Annotated in this window: 19 protein-coding genes; 6 read left to right on the top strand and 13 right to left on the bottom strand. The window is 36.3% G+C overall.

What is annotated here, in order from left to right:
• Window positions 1-28: 28 nt before the first annotated feature.
• Both FN817_RS02105 and FN817_RS02110 read right to left on the bottom strand, forming a co-directional pair.
• Complete coding sequence (locus FN817_RS02105) at window positions 29-826, bottom strand: helix-turn-helix domain-containing protein (RefSeq protein ID WP_142716513.1); 798 nt, start codon at window positions 824-826, stop codon at window positions 29-31.
• Between the two features lie 126 nt (window positions 827-952).
• On the bottom strand, window positions 953-2,368 hold the full coding sequence (locus FN817_RS02110) for an aldehyde dehydrogenase family protein (RefSeq protein WP_142716514.1): 1,416 nt from the start codon (window positions 2,366-2,368) through the stop codon (window positions 953-955).
• Window positions 2,369-2,876: 508 nt separating this feature from the next.
• On the opposite strand from FN817_RS02110, the gene FN817_RS02115 reads away from it, so the two are divergent.
• Window positions 2,877-3,524 carry a DUF1062 domain-containing protein gene (locus FN817_RS02115; protein ID WP_142716515.1) on the top strand — a complete coding sequence of 216 codons (648 nt, stop codon included), beginning with the start codon at window positions 2,877-2,879 and terminating at the stop codon, window positions 3,522-3,524.
• Between the two features lie 44 nt (window positions 3,525-3,568).
• Here the strand turns inward: FN817_RS02115 and FN817_RS02120 are convergent, their stop codons facing one another.
• The 8 genes from FN817_RS02120 to FN817_RS02155 all read right to left on the bottom strand — a co-directional run bounded on the left by FN817_RS02120 (window position 3,569) and on the right by FN817_RS02155 (window position 10,283).
• Window positions 3,569-4,801 (bottom strand): RNA polymerase sigma factor, encoded by a 1,233-nt coding sequence (locus FN817_RS02120; RefSeq protein WP_142716516.1) that lies wholly within the window; start codon window positions 4,799-4,801, stop codon window positions 3,569-3,571.
• A gap of 32 nt (window positions 4,802-4,833) precedes the next feature.
• Complete coding sequence (locus FN817_RS02125) at window positions 4,834-5,175, bottom strand: YciI family protein (protein WP_142716517.1); 342 nt, start codon at window positions 5,173-5,175, stop codon at window positions 4,834-4,836.
• A gap of 79 nt (window positions 5,176-5,254) precedes the next feature.
• Window positions 5,255-6,166: a PhzF family isomerase gene (locus tag FN817_RS02130; protein ID WP_142716518.1), complete on the bottom strand. Its 912-nt coding sequence runs from the start codon at window positions 6,164-6,166 to the stop codon at window positions 5,255-5,257.
• 260 nt (window positions 6,167-6,426) lie between these two features.
• Entirely contained in the window at window positions 6,427-6,744 is a 318-nt protein-coding gene (locus tag FN817_RS02135) for a hypothetical protein (protein WP_228451443.1), read from the bottom strand.
• A gap of 125 nt (window positions 6,745-6,869) precedes the next feature.
• Window positions 6,870-7,217, bottom strand: coding sequence for a DoxX family protein (locus tag FN817_RS02140; protein ID WP_142716520.1), 348 nt, complete (start codon window positions 7,215-7,217; stop codon window positions 6,870-6,872).
• 178 nt (window positions 7,218-7,395) lie between these two features.
• On the bottom strand, window positions 7,396-7,809 hold the full coding sequence (locus FN817_RS02145) for a hypothetical protein (RefSeq protein WP_047385698.1): 414 nt from the start codon (window positions 7,807-7,809) through the stop codon (window positions 7,396-7,398).
• A gap of 198 nt (window positions 7,810-8,007) precedes the next feature.
• Entirely contained in the window at window positions 8,008-9,210 is a 1,203-nt protein-coding gene (locus FN817_RS02150; RefSeq protein ID WP_142716521.1) for an MFS transporter, read from the bottom strand.
• A gap of 116 nt (window positions 9,211-9,326) precedes the next feature.
• Window positions 9,327-10,283, bottom strand: coding sequence for a helix-turn-helix domain-containing protein (locus FN817_RS02155; RefSeq protein ID WP_142716522.1), 957 nt, complete (start codon window positions 10,281-10,283; stop codon window positions 9,327-9,329).
• 270 nt (window positions 10,284-10,553) lie between these two features.
• On the opposite strand from FN817_RS02155, the gene FN817_RS02160 reads away from it, so the two are divergent.
• Entirely contained in the window at window positions 10,554-11,399 is an 846-nt protein-coding gene (locus tag FN817_RS02160) for a hypothetical protein (RefSeq protein WP_142716523.1), read from the top strand.
• A 128-nt stretch (window positions 11,400-11,527) separates the two neighbouring features.
• On the opposite strand, the gene FN817_RS02165 is transcribed toward FN817_RS02160, so the two are convergent.
• The 3 genes from FN817_RS02165 to FN817_RS02175 all read right to left on the bottom strand — a co-directional run bounded on the left by FN817_RS02165 (window position 11,528) and on the right by FN817_RS02175 (window position 16,520).
• Entirely contained in the window at window positions 11,528-12,139 is a 612-nt protein-coding gene (locus FN817_RS02165) for a response regulator (protein ID WP_047422652.1), read from the bottom strand.
• A 5-nt stretch (window positions 12,140-12,144) separates the two neighbouring features.
• Window positions 12,145-15,135, bottom strand: coding sequence for a sensor histidine kinase (locus FN817_RS02170; protein ID WP_142716524.1), 2,991 nt, complete (start codon window positions 15,133-15,135; stop codon window positions 12,145-12,147).
• 737 nt (window positions 15,136-15,872) lie between these two features.
• Entirely contained in the window at window positions 15,873-16,520 is a 648-nt protein-coding gene (locus FN817_RS02175; protein WP_142716525.1) for a DUF1349 domain-containing protein, read from the bottom strand.
• An 88-nt stretch (window positions 16,521-16,608) separates the two neighbouring features.
• Here FN817_RS02175 and FN817_RS02180 point away from each other — a divergent pair, with 88 nt between their 5' ends.
• From FN817_RS02180 to FN817_RS02195, 4 genes are all read left to right on the top strand, one after another.
• Complete coding sequence (locus tag FN817_RS02180) at window positions 16,609-17,346, top strand: helix-turn-helix transcriptional regulator (RefSeq protein ID WP_142716526.1); 738 nt, start codon at window positions 16,609-16,611, stop codon at window positions 17,344-17,346.
• A gap of 92 nt (window positions 17,347-17,438) precedes the next feature.
• Complete coding sequence (locus tag FN817_RS02185) at window positions 17,439-17,795, top strand: helix-turn-helix domain-containing protein (RefSeq protein WP_142716527.1); 357 nt, start codon at window positions 17,439-17,441, stop codon at window positions 17,793-17,795.
• A gap of 429 nt (window positions 17,796-18,224) precedes the next feature.
• Window positions 18,225-19,481, top strand: coding sequence for an aminotransferase class I/II-fold pyridoxal phosphate-dependent enzyme (locus tag FN817_RS02190; protein WP_047422657.1), 1,257 nt, complete (start codon window positions 18,225-18,227; stop codon window positions 19,479-19,481).
• A 5-nt stretch (window positions 19,482-19,486) separates the two neighbouring features.
• A complete protein-coding gene (locus FN817_RS02195) occupies window positions 19,487-20,119 on the top strand; it encodes a TetR/AcrR family transcriptional regulator (protein WP_047422658.1) in 633 nt (210 codons plus the stop codon).
• Window positions 20,120-20,198: the final 79 nt, after the last annotated feature.

Consider the following 20,198-nt stretch of genomic DNA (forward strand, 5'->3'; position numbering starts at 1 on the left):
AGATATGTGTTTTTAGATGAAGTCTGAGTTATTTTGCCTGTAATGAACTCGGTGGATAGCCAAACTGCTTTTTAAATGCAAAGGAGAAATGAGATAAATTTTCAAAGCCCAGATCCAGATAAATATCAGAAACCGATTTCCCTTTTTGAGTAAGCAGAAAATGAGCTTCCTTTAACCGTCTAAGCTGCAGCCATTGTCTTGGGGGAATCCCAAATATCTTTTGAAAATCTCTTTTAAAGGCAGACAGGCTTCTCCCGGTCAAATAAGCAAACCGCTCTACATTGACATTGAAATGAAAGTTTTTGTTCATAAAAGTTTCAATATCTATTTTGTAAGGCTCAGAGAAATCAAATAAAATATCCTTAAGACCCGGATCATCGCTCAGCATCAGAAGTAAAGCTTCTTTCTGTTTGAGACGCAGAAGTTCTGTAGAAGCAGGAAGTTCTTCGTACGCCAGTAAAGAGTACATAAAAGAAGTTAATGCCTTTTGATCCGGTTTTATAAAAGCCGGAGTGTTGTCTTTCTTCTCCGCCTGATAACCATATTCACGGCTGAAATCACGTAAGATGGTTTCATCAAAATAGATAGTTACCGTTCTTATCTCCCCGTTTTTAGGTGGATATTTTGCAAACTTCAGGAGACGGTTTTTCCTCGCAGAATAAAGTTCACCCTCTTTAAATATTGTCTTTGTGATCCCGTCATTCAGTTCCATTTCCCCGGAAAGGACCAGCCCCAGACTATGGATTCTCGCAAACTGTTCTCCTTCCCTGAATTCTGAAAAATGGCAGGAGTAATTGATAGGTAAGGGAATATTATTTTCGCTCATGGCTCAGACGGTTGTTTCTTGATGGATTCTTTTTCAAACTTACAAAACTTTTTTAGGATCAATGATGAATTACCTGTTGATTAAATCCTCAAAGCCCGCTAATCACAGACTTTGAGGATTTTACTATCAGGCAAGAATGGTTTTAGGTTCCAGATAAGCTTCCAATCCGAATACACCATACTCACGGCCAATGCCACTTTGCTTAAACCCGCCGAAAGGGGCATAAGGGTCATGTGAAAACCCGTTGATGCATATTCTTCCGGCATCAATCTGCGCTGCAACACGTTCTGCATGTTCTTTATCGGAAGAACTGATGTAAGCTGCCAGCCCATAAGTAGTGTCATTCGCAATTGCAACCGCTTCCTCTTCATTGGTATAAGGAATGATAGACAGCACAGGTCCGAAAATCTCTTCCTGAGCAATACGCATATCATTACGAACATTGGTGAAAATGGTTGCTTTTACAAAATTACCGTTTTCAAAGCCTTCCGGTTTGCCTTCACCACCTGCAAGAAGAGTAGCACCTTCTTCCTGTCCCAGACGGATGTAGCTTTGTACTCTTTCAAACTGCTTGGCGCTTACCATTGGTCCTACAAGAGTATCTTCCTCATTAGGATTTCCTACTTTTACTTTTTCTACAGCCTTTTTAGCCAGTTCATTTACTTCATGCAATCTGTTTTCGGGAACAAGCAGGCGGGTAGGAGCGATGCAGGCCTGTCCGTTGTTCATATACGCTCCGAAAACAGCCATTGGAATAGCTTTTTCCAGATCTGCATCTTCAAGAATGATATTCGGGGATTTTCCGCCAAGTTCAAGCGTTACTCTTTTCATAGTATCTACGGCTCCTCTGGCAATAGCTTTTCCTGTGAGGGTAGACCCGGTGAAAGAAATTTTTGCGATATCAGGATGTTGGGTAATTTCTGCGCCAACTACATTTCCTAATCCGTTTACAATATTGAAAATCCCGGCAGGTAATCCAGCTTCATGGAAACATTCGGTAAGCAGCTGGGTTTGGGCAGCACTCATTTCACTTGGCTTAATGACGGCTGTACAACCGGCAGCAATAGCGGTAGCCAGTTTGTTGCAGATGAAACTGTTGCTGGCATTCCATGGAGTAATGATTCCTACCACTCCCAAAGATTCAAAACGTACTTTAGAATGTCCGACTGCTCTTTCAAAGTCATAAGATTCCAGCGTAGTAATAGTTGTGGTAAAGGCTGAAATTGCATTTTGGACACTCATTCTGCAGAATTGTAACGTTCCTCCATATTCATTCACCATCACAGAAACCAGTTCATCTTCCCGTTTACTCACTGCTTCATGCAGTTTTTGAAGTAAACTGATACGTTCTTCTTTTGTACTTTTTGAAAAGGTTTTAAAAGCTTTCTTCGCAGCGGCAATGGCCATTCGGGTGTCTTCTTCATTTCCAAGAACAACTTCTCCGGTTTTTTGATTGTTCGCAGGGTTGATAAGGTCAAATGTTTCTGTTCCATTCGGTGTAACAAATTCACCGTTGATGTAAATTGTATTAATCTGTTTCATTTTGATGATTTTAATACAGCAAAGTTCGTAAGAAACAGAAAAGGCAGGTTTGCTGTATAGTTCAATTTTTATTTGTTGTATGGTTCAGATTTGTGTTGAAATAAATGCTGTTTGTTTTCCTTTTTGATTTACTATGAAAAAATGATGTGTTCTTCCCCGAAAATTGACTACTTTTATTATAACCAAGTAAACAGGTCGTTTTGAGAACAACACTTAAACTTATTACTGCTTAGTATCAGTCTTCGTAACCACAGGCTGATCGTTCTTTCGTTTGGATAATTCTATCCGAACAGGTTTTCATTTGATCATATTATCTACTGCATTGCCTGCAAAAGGCAGCTATATCTGTTGTTTTAGCTTTAATCATTGTGATTTTTAAAGACTGAATACAGATCAAAATAAACCTTAAGAATATTCTTTGGGAAAATCTCAGATGCATCAACCTTCTTGTAATGCGTGAATAATATGGAAAAAATCCAACAAAGAATACCAAGCACGATTATAAGTAATGAGTACAAAACATATTTGGGAGGTAAAAGCGAAAAATACTCCCTTACTAAAAAAGAAATGCAATCATTGTAACAGTGACAGGTTTTACTGCAGCGATAAATTCAGACTGAATGCTCAAAAAAAGAATATTGATATATGGTTGATTTACCGATGTGTAAAATGCAGCAACACCTATAACATGACTGTTTTTTCAAGAATAAGAACAGAATCTGTGAGTAAAGAACTGTTCAATAAATTTTCAGAAAACAATACGGAAATTGCCTGGGAATACGCATTCTCACAGGAGATAAGACGAAAAAATAATGTAGAAGCAGATCTGGAAAGCGTAGAATACGAAATTCTGTTCAATGCCATTCCTGTTGAAGATCTGATCAGGATGGACGGTGAGATGATTTCATTTGAAATACAATCTTCATTTGATTTTAACGTCAGAGTTTCAACTGTTATCAGGACATGTTTAGGTCTTTCATCATCTAAATTGAACCTTCTGCTTGATTCAGATACAGTTTATTTTAATGGAAAGCCTTTACAAAAGAAATTCAAGATTAAAAACGGTGATATTGTTACCATCAACAAGCAAGCATTGATAGATCTCTACCTTATCGGGAAAGAAGATTTATTTCTCAAGACTGTAAATGATAAATAATAAAAGAGCCTCTCAATAATAGTTTGGGAGGCTCTTTTTTAATCTTACTTTGGATTTTTTAAAAGATTGACCTGTTTCTGTAAAGTCTCTTTTTCCAGCTTTGACTTTGTAAGACGGATCGCTTCTTCAAAATGATAAATCGCTTGATCCGGTTGGATTTCAGCATACAAATAGCCCAGCAATCCATGATAATATTCGTTGTTGATGAGGTTAAGTTTTTCCGCTTCAGTAACAGCCATCTCATTTCCATACACTTTGGAAAAAGCAAAAGCTCTGTTTAAAGCTGTAACCGGAGAATATTCAATGATAATAAGTTGATTGTACAGCGTTAAAATATGCTGCCATTTATCTTTAGCGGATGAAGTATGCCAATACGCAATACCAGCTTCAAGATGGTATTTTGAAACGGATGTGCTATCCACCTTACAGGCTTCTATCAGGTAATAATTGCCTTTTTCGATCAAAGCTTTATCCCATAATGTTACATCCTGTTCATCAAAAAGAATGGCATCACCTTCATCATTGGTTCTTGCATCAAGCCTAGAGCTCTGAAAACACATCAAAGCCATCAAAGCATTGGTTTTGGGAGTATTGGTAAACGGATTGTCAGTAAGGATCAGGGTAAGTCTTAAGGCTTCCAGGCAAAGGTCTTTACGGATTAAAAGAGTATTCGTTCTGGAAAAATAACCTTCATTAAACAATAAATATAAAGTAGTCAGTACCGTCTCCAATCGCTGGTGAATATCCTGTTCACGTAAAGAATCTATTGTAAAATGGTGTGTTCTGAGAGTTTCCCGACCTCTTTGCAAGCGTTTTTTAATCGTTTCCGTTTTGGAAAGAAAAGCATTGGCGATTTCTTCAACACTGAAGCCACAGAGAATCTGAAGAGCCAGACATATTTGAGTTTCCCGGGAATTGACAGGGTTACAGGTCGCAAAAATCATTTCCAGCTGGCTGTCAGTGATGTTTTTGGTGTCGAAATCTATGACCGGATGCTCTTTTTCGGCGGTTCTTACTTCTTCTTTGTTCTTTTCAATAATGGAAAGGTGTTTGAAATAATCTTTTGCTTTATTCTTAGCCACCGTGTAAAGCCAGGCTGCAGGATTATCCGGAAGTCCATGTAATGCCCAGTATTCCGAAGCTTTCAGAAAGGTTTCGCTGGCAATATCTTCTGCAATCTCGATATGTTTGATATCAAAACTTCTGCAAAGTACTGCAACGATTTTACTGTACTCGGTTCTGAATAAATGCGGTGTTATTTCATTCGGATTGGTCATGGCTCATCAAAAGGCTGTATCAAAGCTAATTGTCACAATTTACTGATTTCCCTTACCTCTACACTTCCACCAAATAGCAGAATAGGACAGTCTTTGCATAAAGCCGTAGCTTCTTCAATAGATTCCACGTTGATAAGTGTATATCCCATAATGGATTCTTTAATTTCAGCGTATGGACCATCAGAAATTATTCCGTCTGATTTTACAACCTGTCCAGTACTTTCCAGGCGGTTTCCTCTGTCTGCCAGTTTATTTTGCGCAGCAATTCCTGCGATCCAGTTCATCCATTTCTGGGTGTTGGCCTGCATTTGTTCCGGTGATGTCTTGGGCATAGACTTGTAGTCTGCACGGAAGACTAATAAGAATTCTTTCATTGTATTTAAATTTTTGATTCATCTTAATGACGACAGGTTTTCTTCAATGGGGACAATTTTTTTAATTTAAATGTCAGAATTATTTCAAGGTCATAGTTGTTCTGAAAACACCTACTGCATTTCCGGTAATACGGATGATGCCGGGTTGGCTGTCTTTCACGCTGACCTGTACTTTTACTTCACCAATCCTATTGATGGCTTCTCCTTGTTTTCCTGTAAATTCAAAAATTTCATCAGCCGTCTCTATGATTTTGTTTTGAATAAGATAACCTCCCAAGGGACCGTTGGCATTTCCGGTAACCGGATCTTCAGAAATACCGATGGCGGGTGCAAACATCCTTCCATTGGTTAATATCTCCTTTTCATCTGTATCGAAAGTAAACACAAAATACCCGTTGCAGCCGATTTCTTTACTAAGCTTTGTCAAAGCGGTAAGGTCCGGAACCAGATGATTTAAGATGATATTGCTTTTAATACCAATCATTACTTTTGAATGGCCCGTGGAAGCGATTTGTACAGGACATTTTTCATCAAGATCATCCATTGTCAGTCCCAGGGCCAGCACAATTCTTTGGGTTATCGAAGTATCAAACGCAGGACTCAGTTCAAATTTTCCCTGTGTCATGGTGATGAGATAATCATTGTCTTTTCTTTCAATGTGAATTGGTAATATTCCGATTTGTGTATGTATTGCAACAGTGCAGGAATCCAGTTGATCTTCCTGAGCTTTTGCGTACAGTGCAGCAATGGTGGCGTGTCCACAGGACGGAACTTCTGTGGTAGGGGTAAAATACCGGACCTGGTAATCAAAATTTTCTTTTGGGTTATCAGGTTTGAAAACAAATGCCGTTTCAGAATTATTAAGTTCTCTGGCAATGAGCTGCATTTCTTCAGATGTCATATTTTCAGCGTTTAACACAACTCCTGCAGGATTTCCTTTGAATTTTTCTTTGGTAAAAGAATCAATTTGATACACGATAACTTCCTTCATGATGACTGATTAAGTTTACTGTAAAAATACGGAATGAAAACGGTGATTTGATGCCTGTTTTATTGTCATTTGGCAAAAAAATAAATCAGAATCCGAAGATCCTGATTTACCATTTAATGAATAGGAAATTTTAAAGTATTTTTAAATATGATAAAAATAATGGTATTAAAAGATTCCTTTTATCAGGTAGAAGTCTCACTGATATTAAATTTAAAAGAATAAAGTAGCTTTCAATGATACTTTTTCAGTAAAAAAAGAATTTATCTGGCCTGCCCGATATCCAGTTTATCAAATTTCCCTTCCGTATTTTTATGGAATTTGAAGTAAGTCTGAAATGTTCCCCATTTTCCGGCTTTAAAATTTCCATATATATTTTTCCCATCATTTTCTACACGGTCTATGCTGAGAAACATTTCGTTCCCCAGAGCATTGGAGAAGAAAGATTTAAAATCTATGGGATTACCGTCGTCTGTCATTGCAGGATTTTCTGTAAAGAAGCTATACCAGTTTTTATCACCGTTTTGTAAAGCTTCTACGGCTTTTTTAACTTCAGGATCTGTTATTTTTGATAAGTCCATTATTTGTTGTTTTTTTAAAATTTGTGGTTGTAGATTTTGTTTCTTTTTGTTTGCGCTTTGTCCGCAGGCCATACAGGAAAAGCCTGTCAGGAATATGATGATTAACTTAAAGGTTCTCATTGGCTTTAGCTTTTCAGAGGATGTTGCAGATAAACAATAAGGAGGTTCATACAAAGAAAGGGAAGTTCTACCATGGCTCCTTTCAGGTCTTTATTTAAAAGCTGAAAACAGATGATCAGGAGGATGCCTGCAGCCATCAGAAAGTTTCCCCAGACAAAAGTTTTTGGAAATAAAATCATTACAGAAGCCAGTATAGTAACTGCTCCGTTGATCATAAGTCCTGTTTTGTCAAATCCCCATTTCCCGAACATTTCTGACATTTCAGGGTTACCGGAAATCATGGCTATTCCTTGTTTGAAGCCCATAAAGACTGCAAATAGAATTAATGCAGAATTAATAATCTTTAAAATCATTGATGTGTTTTTTTATGTTGTTAATACAAATATCAATGAAATTAATGAAATATCAATGGTGAAGTTTTCGGAATTTATTCTAAATGAAAAAGATATGGATTTTTTATGCTTTATTCTAAAAAGAAGACCACAATTTACAAAGTAAATTGTGGTCTTCTACAGCTTAGAACCATTTAAACTACGATTCTGTTTTCAAATAACCATAATGCAAAGCTGTTTCTTTTCCGAATAAGCTTGAGAAAATATTCTGAAACTCATGGATGTACTTGCACTTTATAGCGTTCCCATATATTTTCAGACCCTCCAGTATTTTTCTGGAACTCAGGTCTATATCATATTTTATAAAAGGTTCCGGTCTTTCGTACCGTATACTCTTATCCGAACTGTACGTTCGTGAGAATCCCAGTTTTTCAAGCCATTCTTCTGTTATTTTGATAGGTTTGATAGAAGCTGCCGGGACTGAGATACTTTGAATATCATTTTCAATTTTAACAAAATAAGCCTGCTCGACATTGTGAAAGATCTCAGAGATGGTATAAATCTGATTATTATACTCCACCAAGTTCTTGATTTTTAAATCTGCTACGTTCATAATATTTTGATTTTTAGGTGATGATAAAGTTCTGTATAAACAGCAAATACTATGCCCGGCATCCCATATTTGTATGCCGTTTTAGTGAAGGTTAGGTTAAATTTTTACTATAAAAAAATTAACAATCTGTTAAAATAGTACACCTATAGGCGAATTATAGCATATTGCCAAAAAAATGGATGTGGTACGTATGTGGTACTAGTTTTTTGTTCTCTCTTTAGGCACTACATTAGCCGTAGTGAGCAGAAGGGCTGTAATAACGGCTACGATAAGGATTCCTATAAAGACATTCCAGGAATAAGCATGAAGGAGATAACCGGTACCACTGCCCAGAATACTGGACCCAAAATAGTAAAATAACCAGTAAATAGAAGTGGCTGAAGATTTCCCACGTTTGGCATACAACGCAGTCATCTGGCTGGCCATCGTGTGGGCTGCGAAAAAGGAAAGGGTAAAAAGGCCGAGTCCGAAAATAAGTATATAAATGTTTTCAGATAATAACAATGCCGCGCCGGTGAGCATAAATAAGATAGAACCTTTCAGGATATCATTCATGGGAAATCTTCTGGAAAGACGGCCTGTGATCATCGTTCCAAAAACTCCGAAAATATACATGAGAAAGATAAAAGCAATAATAAAATGGCTTAACGAAAATGGTTTTGCTTCCAGTCTGAACGTCAGATAATTGTAAACACTCACGAAAACACCCATCAGTAGAGCAGCTGTGCAGTATAATCGAAGCATATAAGGATTAGTCAGGAAAAACTTCATCTGTTTTACCTTAAGATGATAATCTGTTTTCTGTGGATTGAAAAACCTTGATTCCGGAAACAGTTTCCAGAATACAGCCCCCAGAATGAAGCTTTCTATCCCGATAAAAAGAACAGCATTCCGCCATCCGAATTCACCTGCAAGAAGGGTAGCCATTATTCTTCCGCTCATTCCACCGATGGTGTTACCACTAAGGTACATGCTGATGGCTGCAGGTACTGCCAAAGCATTTACTTCCTCTGTGAGATAGGCCAGCGCAACTGCCGAAACTCCGGAAACAACAAAACCTTTCAGTACCCCGATAGCGATCAGGAGGCTCAAACTTGGGATCCAGGTAGAAATAACGGTAAGCAGAGCAGATGAAATCAATGAAAAGACCATGAGACCTTTTCTGGAATAACTGTCTGCTTTGAAAGCGAAAAACAGTAACCCCAATGCCATACCTATTGTGGAGGAAGATACAAGAAGGGAAGTATCACCTACAGACACCCCGAACTGTTCTGCAGCCATAGGCAGCATGGGCTGGAAAAGATAAAGCTGTGCAAAAACCGAAAGTCCTGAAAAGAAAATACAAAGTTTTATATATCGGAAACGTGAGCTTCCCTGATTGGCTTTTTCAAATGAATTCATGATTTTTTTGCAATTAAAATGCAGCAGTTTGACAGAAAAATTAAGTCATGTAAATTTCATGATTATTTTCCGAATCTAAAAATCATTATCTCAATCATATGTATTGGTGAAACAAATCAGTGGATTTGTAAACTGCTGATGTATTCGGAAGGGGTAATGCCTTCCATCTGTTTGAAGACTCTGTTGAAAGTAGACTGGTTTGAGAACCCAGCTTCGGTATAAATATACATAAGGGTTACCTTCTCAATATCATTTTCAGTAAGCAGCCTTTTTACGCATTCAATTCTGTGCATATTCAGGTAATTATTGAAGTTGGGATATCCCTTTGCACGGATTGATTTGGAGATATAGCTGCTGTTGATATCCATTTCTGCAGAAAGCTTTGAAATATTGAAGTTAACATCTTTATACAACTGTTTTTCTCTCATGACAAGCTCAATTTTCTCAAAAAGTTCATCTGCAAAAGGAGCTTTTTCTGTCACAAAGGTGGGCTGAACTTCCGGATTCAGGATTTTCTCTTCAATTTCATGATAAATTTCAACTCTTTTTATTTTATCCTTAAAGTAGATCAGAAGGGATATTACAGCTACATTGGAAACCATAAGGATAGTATCTGTAATTCTTACATCATCCTGACTGTGCAATGGGAAATCAAAGCTGAAATTTTTTGAAATAAGATATCCTGTTATAATATTCAAGAGCACAAAAAGGCTGTAAATAAAGACATATTTCCTCTGAAAAAAAACATATGCTGCCAGTGGAATCGGGATAAGCCAGACAAAACTTGCAATAGAGTTGTTCCAGAAAGCAAGCATGATATAAAAATTAAAAAGCGTTGCAATGATAATATATGAATGTACCATTACATTTATCGAATACGTTTTGCGAACAATCAGGTAAGTGTAGACCATTAAAAAAAGTCCTCCAAAAAGATACCAGGCCATTACTCTATCCGGGATGATAAAAGTAAATATCAACCCAAATACAGCAAGAATAACAGACATCAGAATATTGTAATAATACACCAGCTGTCTTTTGTACTGTTCAATTTTTATGTCTTTTGCGGTATTCATTTGTGGTAACGGATAATTTTAAATCATTTCAATACGCTTTATAGCAGTCAGATGTCAAAAAATGACTGTAATAAAATGCTGATTGTTAGTTATTTGTGTTTTTATGAGCCGTTTCCGGTTTTTCATTAGTTATTCAGAAATTTGATTTATTATCCCGGATAACTTTGCACCAGCTAGCTCAACAAGGGTTAATTGATGACCTATCAATTGATCCACATGATTTATTCACTTCTTAAATAAATCAAATAATTTTTTAACAAATATACTAAAATGAAGAAAATAAAATTACCCCTTATTGGCATTATGCTTTGTATTTCAACTGCTATGTATTCACAGGTTGGCATCAATACGGATTCTCCTAAAGTAACATTACATGTGGAAGGCAAACCGGATGTCACAACTGTTCCTGATGGTGTAATGGCTCCAAGAATGACTGGAGATCAGCTGAAAGCTAAAGATGATGTCTACCTGGCAGCGCAGACCGGAGCATTGGTCTATGTGACTCAGGCTGTGACGATGCCTTCTGTGAAGACAGCAAAGGTAGATAAAGCCGGATATTATATGTTCAATGGAACCACCTGGAAGTTTGCATTTGGAGGTAAAGATGATGATATTACCATTGGAGACCTGATCTACTATCATGGAAGCATTCCTGCGGGTACCTCAGGAGCTGGTACACTGGCCAGCTCCTACCTTTCTGATCTTCCTGTGTTGGGAGGTTTTCTGAGACTTGATGCTCAATTTAACAGCAGTTCAGCAGGTACAGGGGCCGCTACTACTTTTAATCCAAGACTTTATAATGTAGGAACTTCAGATGTGAAAATCTGGGTTTCGGAAATGTCTACCCATACCGGAGATTCGGACAATGGAAATATTAAATTATCACCAGGAGCTTACAGACAGTTTGATGATGGTGTTTATCTTACACAATCCCATAATGAAACGGTAACATTTGATATTACGATACAGGAACCGGAGCCAAGGTGGTACAGAGTGTATTATGCATTCCGTGTAGATAATAAATCTACAACAGGCAGCAGTGATGCTACAACTACAGATTCTAATGCTTCTGATAATACAAGAGAACTGTTTCTTTCTGTGCAGAGATTGTACTGATAAACCGTCTTATGATTCTAAAAATACAATGATTAAAAATATACAAAATCCAAGGGATTAATTTAAAAACTAATGAAATTTGTGTTTTTTCGGGGGCAGGAATATAATAAGGGTTCCGGCCCCTTTTATTAATGCATCATTTCATATACCTTGATAAGCTCTGCAATGTTGGTGACATCAAGCTTTTGAAAAATTCTTTTTTTGTAAGTACTCACGGTAGACATCTGGATATTAAGCCTGTTGGCAATTTCAAGATTTCCGTTTCCATCAGCAAGGAGTTTGAAGATTTCATATTCACGGGATGACAGTTTTTCTACAGGATTGTTTCTTTTGTTCTGAATAATAAGGCCAATCAGTTCTGCAGGATAAAAATATCCTTTTTCGATTACCGTTTTCACTGCATTTTTGATTTCATCCTCACTGCTTTGCTTATTCAGGTAACCTTCAGCGCCCTCTCTGATATATTGGATGGCAACATCCTTATCATAACCTGAGAAAATAAGAATCTTGAGGTCATTCTGTATGTTTTTAAGCTCCGGAATCATTTTTTTATACTGTGTTCCAGGCATATCAATATCTAAAATAAGCAGGTCAAAACGTGAACTCTCAAGCTTTTTTTTCACCTGGTCATAGTTTTCTGCAAAATCTATTTTCAACTCCGGATAGGCAGTTTCAAGAACCAGAGAGGTTCCTGCCCTTACAACGTAATGATCATCAGCAATTAAAATTCTTTCTTTCATAGAGGCTAGTTTTTATTGAGTATTATTTTCACAACCGTTCCCGAAGGCTCGTTCTGGCTGAAACTTATTTCAGCGTTGATTTTTTTTACCAGATGGATAACCATGTGCAGACCAAGACCTTTCCCTTTAAAGCTGGGGGTTTCCAGCTTAGGATTTCTGAACAGGTTCATATAAGTGGCAATCTGTTCAGCAGACATTCCGGTACCTGTATCAGCAATTATGATTGTAGTTTTTTGTTGGTTTTCTGTAATATTCAGGTTGATGTTTCCTTCAAAAGTATTTTTCACGGCATTATCAAGAATATTATGAATAATGGCGGTCAAAATACTTTCGTTTACTTTAGAATACACGGTGCGTTCAGTAAGTTGGGTGATTGTTGTTCCCTTTTCTTTGGCAATTTCACAGAATAGCCTGTTTTTGATTTCCAGGATTTTGTTGATAGGGTATTCTTTTTCTTCAAAAATATTTTCTGCTTTGTAAAGCTCAGTATATTCTTTTAAATTCAGCGTAAACTGGTAAAGCTGCTCTGAAGATTTATAAATACTGTCAAAATATTTCTTCTGAAGCTCCACATCATCAGACTCATGAAGTTTCTGAGAAAGCATGGCGATAAACCGGATAGGAGTGGTGATATCGTGACTGATGGTTTCCACCAGTTTTTTCTGATATTCCGTTTCTTTCTGTAGGTTGCTTTTTACCACTTCAAGATGAAGGGACGTTTCTTTCAGTTTAGAGTTTTTATTATGGACAATTTGCTTTAATGCTTTATTTTTTATTCTTAAAAAGTTGGTGGTCAGTTGAACAATCACAATGATGATGATCAGTATAATAACAGAAGCAGCCACTCTGAACAGCAATGTCTGATAAAAAAGTGGCTCAATATTGAAACGTATTGTTTTAACCTCATATTTTCCTTCAGGAGAAATAAGAATTCTTATACTAAGTGTATATTCACCCGGAGAAAGATTGCTGATGGTATATTTTAATTCATTTCCTGTTGCAATCTGCTCCCAATCAGTATTTTCTTTTCCCGATATTTTTCCTTCGAGGTAAAGGTTTTCCGGATTAGAAAAATAGGGAATATCTATAAAAACATCCGCAGTTTTATAATCATTCTTTAAATCAAGTGTCTGATGAAAATACTGAGGTTCAGCATTTCCTATTTTTACCCTTTCAATATAGATTTTATTCCTTTCCGGATAATAAGTCCGAATGTTGTTCGGGTTGAAAAACACAAAGCCGTCCATTGAAGGAAATACGAATTCCCCATTTTCCAAAGCATACGCATTAGGTTCCGAACTGCCATTGAATTCATTCGTCAGAAAGCCGTCTTTTTTGGTGAAACGGTAATAAAAGACCGGCGTTTTTCTGTTTTCTGCGTACTGAAGCAGTTGTTTTTTAGGAACCTTGAAAAGACCATTGTTGGAGGAAATCCAGTAAGCACCCTTTTGGTCTTCAAGCATATAATGAGCAGATTGCAGGTGGCCATTCCTGTCATTCGGCATCTTAATGAGTTTGTGGTTTTTGAAAAGATAAAACCCGCTTTTATTCGTAGTAATCCAAATCAGATTATCCTTAGTCCTGAAAATACTTTTAACATGAATATTTTTGATGATGGGAGTTATTGTATTGCTCCCCAGTTTGATCGAATACAAACCATCACTATTCCCGGTTAAAATTTCATGGTCGCTGTATTGGAAAAAAATATTGACAAAACTTTTAAAATTATAAATGAAATCCGGATGGGTAAAAAGATTGTTTTTATAGAGACGAAGTTGAGTACCCGAAAGATCCGTAAACGTAATTCCATACAGATTTCCGCTTTTCATGAAACTTTCAAATCCCTTACCGATGAAAGCAGAATCCTTCTTTTTATACCCTGAATTTTTGTAATACCTGATAATACTGTTTCTCTTTCGGATCAGAATGTTTTCGGAATCATCATACATCATCAGATAATTGTCATTGCACCCGAACAGGTGTTTATTCACAATGCCATTTTTTCCAAATTCTGTTCCGTCCTCCGCAATGATGGTACTTTTACTGAATGGGAGAGAAGCGTAATACACATTGTTGGAAAAATCTGCTTCTTTTTTCGAAATATAATAATTGGTAAGCTTAAGCACATTAAGCCCGTTATTAAGTGTTCCCAGATAAAGTTTATTAAAGTCTTTATCATAGAACATAGAACAGTAGGAGTGATTGCCTATTTCCTCAAAATTAATAAGAAATTGTAAGCGGAGATCCTTTTCATTGCCTTCTAAAATATAAATATTATCATGATTGATGATAAAAGTCTGATTGGTAACCTGCTGCCAATAGATTTTGGTGTCCGGATGATTAAAAAGTGTTGGTTTTTCAGAAACAGAAAGCTGTCCGTTATGAATAGAATAGGTTTTTCTTTTCTTCAGATCATTAATAAATAGTGTTTCATTCAGTACAAAAGTATTGTTCAGATCTTTATTGGTAAAAGGGATTGCTATTTTGGTCTCCTTTTTTCCCTCTTTATAGATAATGGCATTCTTTTCTGTAAAATAATAGGATGAATGTTTAAACTGTATAAAATAATGAATATCATTATAGAAGCTTGAGGTTATAATATTATTGGCAATCCGCTGTACAATAGTATTGCCATTAGAAAAAGCCATTTTATCATTACCGTTGAGATTGGAAATTTTTGGAAATCTGTTTTTAATAATGATTTTATTCTCCTGGAAATTATTAAGGACTGTAATGCTGTCCAGAAGCGGATCACCAATGAATTCTCCGAAATGAACATTGTTTACTTTGAAATTATTAAACGTAATAAACGAACTCCCGTCATACCGTACAAGACCATTCTCTGTGGAGATCCAGATAAAACCATATTTGTCTTTGACAATGGCCTTTGCACTACTTTGCGGAAGCCCATTGTCTATGTTGTACCACGTAGAAGTGTGGCTCTGTCCATGAATGTTTAAATAGATGCAAGCAAATATAAATGCCCAAACTCTCATATATGTGCAAAACTGATCTGTATCTCCTGCATTAATGCAAAAGACGGTTAATAATGTTTGTACAAGTCAATGTTTTTTTAATGGGCAGGAACGATTGAATATAAATTTTTATCATTGAAGTTTTCAGGTCTTTTGTGTTTTATATTTTTTGATTGTGTAAAAATAGTGAAATTATGGAGATAAATCAGTATCGCAAAATCTGTTTTGTACAAGTTTTATCTCCGTGTACAGACGATAGGGTATAGAAAGTTTTCGGAAACATTATGATATTTCAATAATAAGTGATAAATTTATACTGCATTCATTTTGAAAATATTCCTATCAATGTCAGTGCTGTGCCGGGTCTGTGATTGCTTTTAGGGTTTTGCAATTAATAAATATTGATGCTTTTCTGTTTTTATTAAAAAATTTCCTGATGAACAGTTTTTAGCTGAATTTAATTGCTTTTTGTAGTAAAAGTTTGACAAAAGACTGAGGTAAATTCTACATGGTATCTTTGCCAAGGCTTATGAATATTCATATTTTTGCAAAAATATTTTCACAACGAATAAAAAAGATTTATTGTATAAATAACGATTCTAAGAACACAAACGGTTTTATCTCAAAAGCAAAAGAGGCTGCATGAAAAGCAAGGCCTCTTTTTTATTGTCCGGTTCAAAAAACATTTTAAATAGACAAAACCTCCCATAGACGGGAGGCGAACTAAACTGATTGTATATTGAAGTGTAATTCAATCGTTATTTATGAGTTTCAAGCCACTTCAGTCTGCGCTCATCCGGCAGATGTTTTACTTTAAAGTTCTCAAAGACAGCGTTGAATCCCTGTCCGTCTGGGCAGGCGGCCATTAAACCAACCATTACCGGAGTATTATCCTGAAGAGGCGCATTCCGCATCATGATGTAATTTTTATCATCAAAAGAATAAAATATTTCCACAGCATCCAGCCTTCTTACTGCTTTTATCCATACTGCAGGAGGTGTTTTTTCTAATGTTATGACACTCCAGTCACTTTTGTTGTGGGTCACAACAGTGCTGAGGTTGTACTTACCGTCCACAAATTCCACTCCGGCTTTGATGTAATGTTCCTTGTCAGTTCTCAGCATAAGACCCATCTGATCAAACCTGGCTTTGTAACTGCCGGTGATTTTTACTTTTGCTTCAAATTCACCGCCATAAATGGTGTAATAAAATGGGGCATCATCTACGGTAAATCCATAATGTGAAACTCTCCAGTAATCACTCTGCGGCGTTACAAACATCGAAAGGCTGTTATTTTTGATTTCCCATTTTTCAGGTTCATTGAACCAGGTCATTTTCTCAAGGCTCTGGGCAGAAAGCTTTTGAATCAGGAATAGGGCACAAAAGCCTAAAATCAACTTCTTCATTCTCTTTGGATAAATTCTAAGGGTAAATTATTATTTTAGCAAAAGTATTATTAAACCTCATTCGCGTCAATACTGATAAATAACCATTATGGAGATCCGTAAACAGCTCAGCGATCAATTGCTCGATAACGCATCCGGAAAATGCATGCTTGATATAGAAGTCTATAAGCAGAGAGCGCTTGTGTACTCCCAGATGGAAGGAGCGATCTGTGTATTGAGTGATATGCAGGCCAATAAAAGCTATATCTATAAATCTGCAGCGGCTGGAGAACTTGGGCTGACTATGGGCGGAAATCCAACAGAAATAGACACCATCTGGGAAGAAGAGATGCTGAAAAAAATCCATCCTGATGACCGCTTGAAGAAGTATATCCATGAACTCCGCTTTTTCAAATTACTGGAGGCTATGGAAATGGAACAACGTACAGAATACAGTGTCGTATCAAAAATCAGGATGAAGGATAAAAATGAAGAGTACCGTTGGGTAAAACACCGTATGTTTTATGTGTATTCGCCTTCCAATGGCAGATTGAGACTGGCTCTCTGTCTTTATAATATTGCCCTTACTTCATCTACGGTTTCTGATTTTATGATTATCAATACAATAAAAGGAGAAGTTGTTGTAAAAGATAAACTTGATTATAAAAATATCCTGAGCCCAAGAGAGCTGGAAGTTTTAAAATTTGTAGGGGAAGGCTATGCCAGCAAGGAAATTGCAGAGCTGCTTTTCATAAGTGTCAATACTGTAAGCAGGCACCGGCAGAATATTCTGGAAAAACTGAAAGTAAAAAATTCCACACAAGCCTTCAAAGACAGTTTTTATTAACTATTTAGCTTGAAATATCCGAAAAGTTCACCATGTTGTTTTGTATCTTATAATTAAATTTATACCTTGATACGGATTAGCAAAAACAATAAATGATGAAAAGAAGTGAAGAAATTACCCGTCAATATTTTACCTTTCTGGACAAACATATTCAGGATGTTATTTCCGGGACTGTTCAGGATTTTATGGGACTGAACGAAATTGCCGGAGCGCTTGCAGTTTCTCATAAACACCTAACCGATACGGTAAAAAAAGAAATGGGAAAGCATCCCTGTTATTTTTATGATGGAAAAATTATAGAACAGGTCAAACAAATGCTCATTAATTCCGATAAATCAATAGCAGAGATTGCCCGTATTTTTACCTATGATCCATCCAACTTTTCAAAATTTTTCAAAAAAATGACGGGCTCTACTCCCGGAGAATTCAGAAATTGTAACAAGTTTTAATCTGCTTATTTTTTTTCTTTAAAATTGCTGTAGGAGGGAATTTATGACGATTCTCCTCTCTCGGTAGGGATTTAATCATGCCGGATTTCCCGTTATAAGGGTCATTTTGGTGAATAATCATCACAAAACAGGTTTAAAATAATCTTTTATAAATGAGATGGTTGTAAAAAATAATCGGCTTTTTTTATTATTTATATATTAATATTTCTTTATTGTTTACTTTTTTTATTAAATTTAGGTAAGAAAAAACTAATTAATTCAATAGGAAAAAGAATGTTAAAAAGATACAGATATATAAAATAGTTTGGTTACCAGATAATAAGAATAAATTATTGTGTCTTTAATAATATTTAATCTTAATGCAGGCGTTTAGGCCCTCTAAATAGTTATATATTTGTTTCTTTTAAACCACAACAAACAAGATTAAGGATGAGCATCAATTTCACAACAGCAACTATTAAAGACTTTGAGAATATACCAGATAATGATATGGCTCAAAGGGCTGAAATTTTTTATGAATATTTAGACTATGTAAAGTCTAACGGACACATGAATTACAGACTGAAGAACACTTCAGGAACCAATGCAATACTGAATGTAAATATTGCAAACCAAAACAGAGAATTTGTTAGTTTTGTATCAAGTGATTATTTAGGATTTACGCAGCACCCAAAAGTAAAACAGGCTGCTATTGAAGGAATCGAAAAATATGGTACAGGAACAGGAGCTACTCCTCTTATCGGTGGGTATTTTGATTACCACAATGCCTTGGAAAAAAAAATCTCAAGTTTTTTTAAAAGAACAGAAGACGAAGCCGTAGTATTTACTACGGGTTATACAGCTAATAGCGCTTCTTTACAATGTTTGATGCAGAAAGAAGACCTGGCTATTTTAGATATGGCAGTACATGCCAGTGTGCACGAAGGATGTGCTTTTACCAATAAAAAAACATTTCCGCACAATAATTTGGAATCTTTGGAACACATTTTGAAGGTATCTGAAAATCTGTACCGTACGAAACTCGTTATTGTGGACGGAGTGTATTCCCAGGATGGTGATACCTCCCGTATTAATGAGATCTACAATCTTGTGAAAAAGTATAATGCCTTTCTAATGGTAGACGACGTACATGGTGTCGGTATCCTTGGAGAAACAGGAAGAGGTACTTTGGAACAGGCCGGATTGCTGGATAAAGTAGACATCATCACTGGAACATTCAGTAAAACGTTTGGTAACCTGGGAGGATATGTCATTGCCGATAAAAAAATAGCAGCATTTATCAGATTCCAATCCCGTCAGCAGATTTTCTCAGCAACAGCTCCGCCATCATCCGCAGGAATTGTTAAAGCCATTGATTTAATAGACGAAGAACCTATCTGGAGAGAAAAACTCTGGAACAATATCAATTATTTCAAAAAAGGGCTTGATGATTTAGGGTTGGACACCGGAGTTACGTGTTCCGCAATTATTCCCGTAAAAATTGGAGATCCTTATGTAACAGGAGAAGCCGGAAAACTACTAATAGAAAAAGGAATCTATACCAACCCGATTCTTTACCCGGCTGTACCAAGAAAAGATGCGCGTATAAGGATGAGTGTAACTGCCAGACACGAAAAAGAACATCTCGACAAAACGCTGAATGCGTTTGATGATATTAATAAAAAATTGCATATTGCAAAAAAATAATAATTATGCCTAGAAAAGTAGTGCAGGGCCCCATTAGGGACAAAGAAAAAACAAAGCAAAAACTGCTTGCTGCAGTTGGTAAAATTTTAAGAGTAAAAGGGTACTCCGGATTAAAAGTAAGTAAAATTGCTGCGGTAGCCGGATTTGATAAAAAATTGATCTATGAGTACTTTGGAAGTACTGATAAACTGATCGATGAATATATCAAATCTCAGGATTACTGGAGCCAGGTCAATCAGGATGTCGATATGGATTTTTCCGACGGCGGACATGAACTTACCAAAATGGTTGTACTTAATCAATTTGAAAACCTGAAGAAAAATAAAGAACTTCAGAAAATTATCCTTTGGGAACTTTCAGAAAGCAAGCCTATTCTTAAAAAACTGGTTGAACAACGTGAAGATGTAGGAGAGGTTTTGTTTGGAAATATCTCAGATCCTTACTTCGGAGAAGGTGTGGCAACAAGGCACAGAGCAATTATGGCTCTGATTGTTTCCGGTGCTTACTATCTTAACCTTTATACAGGATATAATGCCAATAAATTCTGTGGTATTGATCTGAAAACTGAAGAAGGAAGAAAAGAGATTGAAGGGGCTATTGTTGAATTGATTGACTTTGCATACAGCAAAAAAAAGTAAGGGTTAAAAGTTTTCCGATTTAAGCAGAAATGTTTTTTTGTTGATATTTGAAAACTTTTAATTTTCAAATTAAAACTAT

Source organism: Chryseobacterium rhizoplanae (genome assembly GCF_900182655.1).
GTDB lineage: Bacteria > Bacteroidota > Bacteroidia > Flavobacteriales > Weeksellaceae > Chryseobacterium > Chryseobacterium rhizoplanae.